The sequence below is a fragment of the Neokomagataea thailandica NBRC 106555 genome (assembly GCF_001598495.1).
GTDB lineage: Bacteria > Pseudomonadota > Alphaproteobacteria > Acetobacterales > Acetobacteraceae > Gluconobacter > Gluconobacter thailandicus_A.
The window spans coordinates 1-7914 of the sequence record NZ_BCZB01000045.1; the positions used below are offsets into that span (position 1 = coordinate 1).

Here is a 7914-nt window from a genome sequence, read left to right on the forward strand (position 1 = left end):
TTTGATACGGCATTGGGGTTGGTGTTGGTGTCTGCGTTAGGGTCAACCATGCCGTTATTAACAGCTCCCTGATACAATCCGGAATCCGTTAAAACAATGCTTGGAGTGCCTGAGTCCAGTAGGGTGATGAGTGTTGTACTAGAGCTTTGGCCGTTAGAGCTGAGAGTATATTTAAACAGCGTATCAAATTCGGTCGAGCTTTGAGTGCCCGACAGTGCGAAGGTGCCTTGTGCCCCTGCGGCCCATGGAACAATGCTAAAAAACTGTGCGCGTAATGCCGGGGTTAAGCCCATGATCATGCACGCGCTGCCGCAGCTTCCGGGAGTAGAAGCAGAGCCATTCGCTTCTACAATATAACCCGTTTTGGTCAACATACCCGGTATGGCATTACCAAAGTCACCCGCACCAAAAGTGCCGAAGAAGTGCCCTTCTTCAGGTGGTTGCCCTTGGTCTATATTTTGTTGCCAAGACAGGTCTTGGTAATAAGGTTGATTGGTGAAGCCATAGCTGGTGAGGGTAGGGTTATTGATCTGTATGCCTGGCTGCCCCGGCAAGCTGTCCATGGTTGCAATATAATAAGGTGCCGCAGCAACAGGGAGGCCGGCAGAGGTGTTATAACTTGTGTTTAATTGTCCGGTTGAAGAATTGAAAAATTGAATGCTTTGAACGGTCGTTGGGTTGAGCAGATACCCATATGTACCATTGCCGTACATATAGGGTGTGAGGTTGGCGACGGATTGTTGTGTGTTGGCGGTTGGAAACCATGAAGGTGCAGTGCTGCCGTTTCCGACATCTATATTAAAGGAGTCTGACCCGGTGTCGAAAAGGTATTCTTCAGGTTGGCCTCCATTAACACCCACATTAATACCTAGGCGATAACCGGTCGTGAGGGGGCCATTGGTTTCATTAGACCATTGTTCAGATATAATATCGAGTGGAATAGATTGTGCGATAGCATGAGAGGTGCAAGCAAGAACAGTCATGGACAGAAGGCTGGCACGATAACCGAGACGAGAGCGTTTTTTTCTGATTTGAGACATGGAAGAGAGGCACCCATCACAACAAAGTGTTTATTTTTGTAACGATCATGAACCATTTTTATTTCGAACACTAAATAAAATAAATTTCATTTGTTTTATATAAAATTAATATAAGTAAAAAATTAATTCACTTAATAAGTATATTTGGGATAAATGGAATTTTTTGTAATTCTATGTATTTAAAATTTATGGAGCATTTTGAGGTATTCAGAACTGTTAATCTTCTCCCTAAAAAACACTTACCACAAAGTTATAAAAACGCCCCTATAAGCAGATAGCACGCGCATCTTCTGATGAAAAAAGCAGTTTTAGGGTTCTTTTTTCCTCAATATGCACCACATGTAGAGACGCCTTGATACGCACAGCTTTGCTGATGGCGCAGGGCGTGAGCGTTATGATGGAAGAGATTTATGCTACAAACCGTTCATGTCGTCGCGATTGTGAGTGTTGCGCCGGAAAACGCACCCGAATTGCAAGAAGAATTGGCGCGTTGTTTGCGTGATACGCAGATGGAAGATGGCTGTATATCGTATCAGATCAGCCGTGATGTTGAAAAAGAAGGACGTTTCACGGCTGTTGAGCAGTGGATCTCACGCTCTGCTTTTGAAACGCATTTGAAAACACCTCATTTTCAGTCTTTGGCAGCCTTGTTGCAGCGCCTCGATGCACAATTAGAATTGATGCAGTTGGAGCCTTTAGAGGCTGCTGAGTAAGGGTAAGGGGTTTATGATGTCTGAAGTTATTGTGCGTGTTGGTGGCATGTCCTGTGAGGGATGTAGTACGCGCCTACAGAAAGTATTGAACGAGCTGCAGGGCGTTGCACAAGCCCATGTGACGCTGGCCTCTGGTCAGGCCGTTATTCAGTATGATGAACAGCAGATCACAGAACATGATGTGCGTGAGTGTATTGAAGAGAGCGGCTTTGATGTGCTGAACGCATGATAAAGCATTTGATGTAGAGTTTTCATCAGTACATTCGGCCTCAACCCCTGGTGCGGTGCATCGGAGCAGTGTGCACCCTTGGGGGGCTTCGTTATGGAACATCATGACGAGCGCTTGAAAGTATCTCTTATCGGGGGCGGTGAGAGTATGCTTGAAAACCTACGGTCAGCGATACCGTATGTGAGGGATCTAGCCCGTTGTCACATAACGGGTCGCTTGCGGAGCGTCCCGCTTCCTCATGTCCTGCGAGATACGGGGTCGAACGAAACCTTCAACCGTCTCTTTTGACCTTCGCTTATGGGAAGGTTCGACCGACAGGTGGTGCTATCTCCGCCATGACCCTTCTGGCAGTTCCTTGTCCCGTTCGGCCGCAGCAAGCGCCGAAATTAGGCCGCTCGTGTCGAGCGGGATGCAATAAGCGGGCTTAGCGCGTTCAAATCGCCAGCTATCTACAAGGTGGCCAGCATCTACGGTATCGTAACCAAAATCAGCTTGAAGAGCGGTCAAAACCGCCTTGGCTGCCGTGTCGTCACTCGCAATTGGCAGCGCGCGCTTGGCCGCATTTGGAAGGATGACGGGATCGAGCAGGTCTTTCGCCAGAATAGCATTGAACGCCTTAACGATAGTGGCACCTGAAAAATGGTTTGCGATCATTTGCGATGTTGTTGTTTCGCGCTGATCGAGCATCGTGATCTTACCATCTCGATCTGGGTAGTAATTGTTCGTATCGATGACAAGACGGCCATCAAGGAGGTGCGGCGCAATTTTAAATGCGGCTGTGAGGGGCACCGTAAGGACAACGATGTCGCTGACCGATGGGATATCGGCTGTAGCCTTGGCCTGACAACCAATTTCAGCAATTACATCGCGCAGAGTCTCTGGCCCACGTGAATTGCTGAGCGTTGCGGTATGCCCATTGGCTACGGCAAGCCTAGCGAGCGCCTGACCGATGTTCCCGGCCCCGATGATCCCAATTTTCAAATCCGATCTCCGTGCAATATCGATATCGTTCCATAGGTAGCCGCCCCTCGATGGCTGCGCCATCGGCTCTCCTGCTTGTCACTGAGGGGGCTTAGCGTACTATTTTGGTCATCCTCTCATCGCACGTTCTATCGGCGATAAGTGGGTAAATTAATGCCGCGTGTGATGGCCAATGCACGTAGGGCAAAGCCGAGAGTGATACTCACGCTGACGGTGATGGCTGGAGGCTGCCCAATGTGGCTCAAAAGAATATACATCCCGGAAGCTAGCGCGACTGCTGTAACGTAAAGCTCTTGGCGGATGACGATGGATGGCACGCCTGCAAGAATATCCCGGAAAATACCCCCCAAACAAGCACTGACAACGCCCATCAGAATAGCGGGGAGGGGCGGAATGCCATACGCAGTTGCTTTAGCAGTACCAAAGACGCCATATGCCGCAATACCTATTCCATCAAACCAGTCTACGGCACGCTCAGGCCATAAGTGCGCGGGTGTGAACCACACAGCAAGTGCTGCCAGAATACAGGTAAGGGCTGTTGTTGAGTTGTGCATCCAGGCCATTGGAGCGCCGATAAGGAGGTCCCGCATCGTACCCCCTCCGACGCCCGTAATGACGGCAAAGAAAAAGAACGTCAGAATGTTTTGTCGTGCTTTTGCGGCTTCAAGCGCACCTGAAATGGCAAACACGGCCGTGCCAGCTATATCCAGCAAGGTGATGGCATGGTTGGAAAAATGATGAATATTACCGGGTAGTGTGGTGGGGAAGTCCATAAGGGGGAGTGACCTCGGCGGGCATCAAAAAAAAGCAGGAGGCATCGTTATGATTGGCAGGCTGAGCATGGGGTGTCACGCTGAAAATGCTATGAAAAATGCCCCAGCGTCTTCTGTGTATTATTATGGCCTGTTGTAGAGAAAGCCAGCGCGGTTGATGTGAGGCTCATCAAAAAAAGCCCGGCACTAAGGCCGGGCTTTTCCTTGTCAAAGTCCCAGAAGGATTAGACGGAGTAGTACATTTCGAATTCAGCCGGGTGCGGCGTGTGTTCAAACTTGTACACTTCGCTCCATTTCAGATCGATGTAGCTTTCGATCTGATCCTTGGTGAACACATCACCAGCCAACAAGAACTCATGATCTGCGCTGAGGGCTTCAAGCGCTTCACGCAGGGAGCCTGCAACGGTTGGGATCTGAGCCAGTTCATCCTTCGGCAGTTCGTACAGATCCTTGTCCATGGCTTCGCCCGGATGGATCTTGTTGCGGATGCCGTCCAGACCAGCCATCAGCATTGCAGAGAATGCGAGGTAAGGGTTAGCGGTCGGGTCAGGGAAACGAACCTCGATGCGCTTTGCCTTCGGGCTGTTACCGTGTGGGATACGACACGAAGCAGAGCGGTTTGCGGCTGAGTAAGCCAGCAGAACAGGTGCTTCAAAGCCTGGGATCAGGCGCTTGTAAGAGTTGGTGGATGGGTTGGTGAAGGCGTTCAGTGCCTTTGCATGCTTGATGATGCCGCCAATGTAGAACAGTGCGTCTTCAGACAGGCCAGCATATTTGTCGCCAGCGAAAGCAGGCTTACCGTCGCGCCAGATGGACTGGTGAACATGCATGCCGGAGCCGTTATCGCCAGCGATTGGCTTTGGCATGAAGGTTGCTGTCTTGCCGTAAGAATGCGCAACATTGTGGACGCAATACTTGTAGATCTGCATGAAGTCAGCAGATTTTACGAGTGTTGCGAACTTCGTACCCAGCTCATGCTGTGAACGCGCCACTTCGTGGTGATGCTTTTCAATCGGCAGGCCCATTTCGCCCATTGTGGACAGCATTTCAGCGCGGAGGTCGTGCTCGCTGTCTACTGGCGGTACAGGGAAGTAACCACCCTTTTGCGTCGGGCGGTGGCCCATATTGCCTTCTGGATAAGCCTTCAAGCCTGCTTCTGGGCCTTCGATGCTTTCCAGTTCGTATGTGCCGTAATTCGGGCCTGTACCGAAGCGAACGCTATCGAAAATGAAGAACTCAGCTTCCGGACCAAAGAATGCTGTGTCACCAAAGCCAGCAGACTTCAGGTAAGCTTCAGCCAGCTTTGCCGTGGAGCGTGGGTCACGGTTGTAGTATTTGCCCGTACGTGGGTCGACGATATCACAAACGAGGATCAACTGCGGCTTAGCAGAGAAAGGGTCCATGACAGCGGTTTCTGGGTCCGGCAGCAGAACCATGTCGGACTCGTTGATGGCTTTCCAACCCTGAATGGATGAACCGTCGAACATGAAACCTTCTGTGAAGGTGTCTTCTTCAATGGTGCTCACGGTTTGTGTCGTGTGGTGCCACTTGCCCTTAGGGTCCGTGAAGCGCAGGTCGACGAATTCGGCTGCATGCTCTTGGATCAAGGAGAAGACGCGTGCAACGGCTTCTGCGTTAGGGGCCGGAACGGAAGAATCTGTCTGAGTCATGGGACTATAACGCCTTAACTGAGTGTGAACGGCATCAAAACGATTAGGGGACATTTGCCCCGATGTCGAGGGTGTCTTGTGCAAGAAAAGTAAAGGTTTTGCTTGGAAAATAGGAGGAGCTTTGTCCAGATGAGGTGTTGACGGGCAACCAACTCTTAATTGATGTGTGTGTCAGCAACCCTACCGACGAGGAATAGGCATGAAGACCCCCAATACGACACTTTCAGCCGTGCCGACGACGATTTTTACGCGTATGTCACAGCTTGCTGTGCAGTATCAGGCTGTGAATTTGGGGCAAGGCTTCCCGGATACGGAAGGGCCTGCGGATATTGTGGCATATGCAGCGCAGGCCTTGCAGGATCAGCGCAATCAATATGCCCCGCTCACGGGTTTGCCAGAATTGCGTGAAGCTGTTGCCGAATCAAATGAGCGTTTTTACGGCTTAAAAATTAATCCCACGACGGAGGTCGTCGTGACGTCGGGGGCAACGGAAGCTTTGGCGGCGAGCTTAACGGCGGTGATTAATCCGGGTGATGAGGTGGTGTTGATTGAGCCACTTTATGACACGTATCTGCCGATGATCCGTCTTTTGGGGGCTGTGCCAAAATGTGTGAGGCTGGAGCCTCCATCGTGGGAGCTGCCTCTTGAGGCATTGAAAGCCGCTTTTGGTCCGAAGACGAAAGCCATTCTTCTGAACTCCCCCATGAATCCGGCTGGGAAGGTGTTCTCGCATGAAGAACTGAGCGTGATTGCAGACTTGGTGCGTGAGCATGATGTCTACGCGATTTGTGATGAAGTCTATGAGCACCTAACGTTTCACGTGAAACATTGTCCGTTGATGACCTTTCCGGGGATGCGTGAGCGCTGCATGCGGATCGGTAGCGCTGGTAAAAGCTTTTCATTGACTGGGTGGAAAGTCGGGTATGTCACCGCGCCGGCACCGTTGGCGGATTTGATCGCAAAAGCGCACCAGCTTTATGTGTTTGCGACGGCGCCAAATTTGCAGCGTGCTGTGGCGTACGGGCTGCGTAAAGATGATGCCTATTATCAGGAATTGGCGTCTTCTTTAGAAGAGCGCCGGGACCTTTTGCGTGATGGCCTGCATGCGCTGGGCTTCAAGACGCTGCCTGCGGATGGGAGTTATTTCGTGGTGGCGGATATTACGCCCTTGGCGAAGGGGCAGGATGATGTGGCGTTCGCGGAGTGGTTGGTGCGCGAGGCTGGTGTGGCGACGATCCCCGTTTCCGCTTTTTATGATGCGAGCTCGGCTGAGCCGCCACGTAATTTGATCCGCTTTGCATTTTGTAAGCAGCCTGATGTGCTAAAAGAAGCCTTGAAACGCCTGAAAGCGGCTTTGGGCTGAGATGAGTGTTAAGGATACAAAGACGATGTCGGAAAACAGCGCACAGGCGGTATTACAGAGTGGCTCCGCGCTGAAGACGACGGATGATCTATTTTTTGGTCGAGCGCAGAGCGTTTTGTCGTTGGATGGGGCGCAAAGCGCTGTTCAACGTGCTTTGGCGCAGGTTGATGATGGTGAGCTTTTCCTGGAGTACCGTGAGAATGAAGGGCTCGCCTTTGATGATGGCACCATTCGTTCCGCTAGTTTTTCGACGACGTCTGGTTTTGGCCTGCGTGCGGTCTTAGGGAATGAAACGGCTTTCGCGCATTCGGATGAATTGAGTGATGCGGCTTTGGGGCGGGCGGTTGAGGCCGTATCGGCCTTGCCTCAAGGGCGTGCAGGCACGGCGGCTTTGGCGCCAAGCCGTGCCGGGGGGGCGCTTTATGGTGCGGAGCGCCCGTTAGACGGCACAGAATTTGCACAACGTGCCGCGATCTTGGCAGAAATTGATGCCTATGCACGCGCTGCGGATATGCGTGTGGTGCAGGTGAGCGCGAGCCTCAGCTCAGAGTGGCAAGCCGTACAGATTATGCGTCGCGCTGATGATGGTGAGCGTTTGGCTGATATTCGCCCCTTGGTACGCTTAGGGGTGAGTGTGGTCGTTGAACATGGTGGCGTTCGGGAAAGCGGCTCTCATGGTTTGGGTGGGCGCTATACGCTTGAGCGCCTTCTTGCGCCAGAGGTATGGAAACATGCTGTTGATGAGGCATTGCGTCAGGCGCTGGTTAATCTGGGCGCACAACCTGCTCCCGCCGGAGAGATGGAAATTGTGCTGGGTGCTGGCTGGCCGGGGATTTTGCTGCATGAGGCGGTGGGCCATGGTTTGGAAGGAGATTTCAACCGTAAGGGTACATCCTCTTTCAGTGGCATGGTTGGGCAGCGTGTGGCCTCTCCGGGAGTGACGGTGGTGGATGATGGCACATTGCCGGAACGGCGCGGGTCATTGACCATTGATGATGAAGGTACGCCGACGGGCCGCAATGTGCTGATTGAGGGAGAAGTCACGGTGTGGTGCTCCAATGATTATTTGGGGATGGGCCAGAATAAAGCAGTTTTAGACGCTATGCATGCTGCTTTGGATGAGACGGGTGCAGGTGCAGGCGGGA

Annotated in this window: 8 protein-coding genes; 4 read left to right on the forward strand and 4 right to left on the reverse strand. The window is 51.9% G+C overall.

Annotation, left to right across the window (positions count from 1 at the left end; all coding sequences use genetic code 11):
* Nucleotides 1-1040: hypothetical protein (locus NTH01S_RS10900; protein ID WP_218015989.1), on the reverse strand; the 1040-nt coding region annotated here is incomplete at its 3' end.
* 410 nt (nt 1041-1450) lie between these two features.
* On the opposite strand from NTH01S_RS10900, the gene NTH01S_RS10905 reads away from it, so the two are divergent.
* Together NTH01S_RS10905 and NTH01S_RS10910 are read left to right on the forward strand one after the other, a co-directional pair.
* Entirely contained in the window at nt 1451-1753 is a 303-nt protein-coding gene (locus NTH01S_RS10905) for a putative quinol monooxygenase (RefSeq protein ID WP_068173638.1), read from the forward strand.
* A 13-nt stretch (nt 1754-1766) separates the two neighbouring features.
* Complete coding sequence (locus NTH01S_RS10910; RefSeq protein WP_068173640.1) at nt 1767-1982, forward strand: heavy-metal-associated domain-containing protein; 216 nt, start codon at nt 1767-1769, stop codon at nt 1980-1982.
* A gap of 324 nt (nt 1983-2306) precedes the next feature.
* Here NTH01S_RS10910 and NTH01S_RS10915 read toward each other — a convergent pair whose 3' ends face one another.
* The 3 genes from NTH01S_RS10915 to glnA all read right to left on the reverse strand — a co-directional run bounded on the left by NTH01S_RS10915 (nt 2307) and on the right by glnA (nt 5406).
* The gene (locus tag NTH01S_RS10915; protein WP_084367336.1) at nt 2307-3026 is read right to left on the reverse strand and encodes an NADPH-dependent F420 reductase; all 720 of its coding nucleotides are present in this window, start codon (nt 3024-3026) and stop codon (nt 2307-2309) included.
* Nucleotides 3027-3091: 65 nt separating this feature from the next.
* Nucleotides 3092-3736 (reverse strand): trimeric intracellular cation channel family protein, encoded by a 645-nt coding sequence (locus tag NTH01S_RS10920; protein WP_068173641.1) that lies wholly within the window; start codon nt 3734-3736, stop codon nt 3092-3094.
* A gap of 224 nt (nt 3737-3960) precedes the next feature.
* Entirely contained in the window at nt 3961-5406 is a 1446-nt protein-coding gene (gene glnA, locus NTH01S_RS10925; RefSeq protein ID WP_068173644.1) for a type I glutamate--ammonia ligase, read from the reverse strand.
* Nucleotides 5407-5605: 199 nt separating this feature from the next.
* On the opposite strand from glnA, the gene NTH01S_RS10930 reads away from it, so the two are divergent.
* Nucleotides 5606-6769, forward strand: a complete 1164-nt coding sequence (locus NTH01S_RS10930; protein ID WP_068173646.1) for an aminotransferase — start codon at nt 5606-5608, stop codon at nt 6767-6769.
* Nucleotides 6770-6794: 25 nt separating this feature from the next.
* Nucleotides 6795-7914: TldD/PmbA family protein (locus NTH01S_RS10935; RefSeq protein ID WP_084367342.1), on the forward strand; the 1120-nt coding region annotated here is incomplete at its 3' end.

Coding starts and splice junctions, on each gene's coding strand:
- glnA (WP_068173644.1), bottom strand. CDS start 5,406: ATGACTCAGACAGATTCTTCCGTTCCGGCCCCTAACGCAGAAGCCGTT.
- NTH01S_RS10910 (WP_068173640.1), top strand. CDS start 1,767: ATGATGTCTGAAGTTATTGTGCGTGTTGGTGGCATGTCCTGTGAGGGA.
- NTH01S_RS10920 (WP_068173641.1), bottom strand. CDS start 3,736: ATGGACTTCCCCACCACACTACCCGGTAATATTCATCATTTTTCCAAC.
- NTH01S_RS10930 (WP_068173646.1), top strand. CDS start 5,606: ATGAAGACCCCCAATACGACACTTTCAGCCGTGCCGACGACGATTTTT.
- NTH01S_RS10915 (WP_084367336.1), bottom strand. CDS start 3,026: ATGGCGCAGCCATCGAGGGGCGGCTACCTATGGAACGATATCGATATT.
- NTH01S_RS10905 (WP_068173638.1), top strand. CDS start 1,451: ATGCTACAAACCGTTCATGTCGTCGCGATTGTGAGTGTTGCGCCGGAA.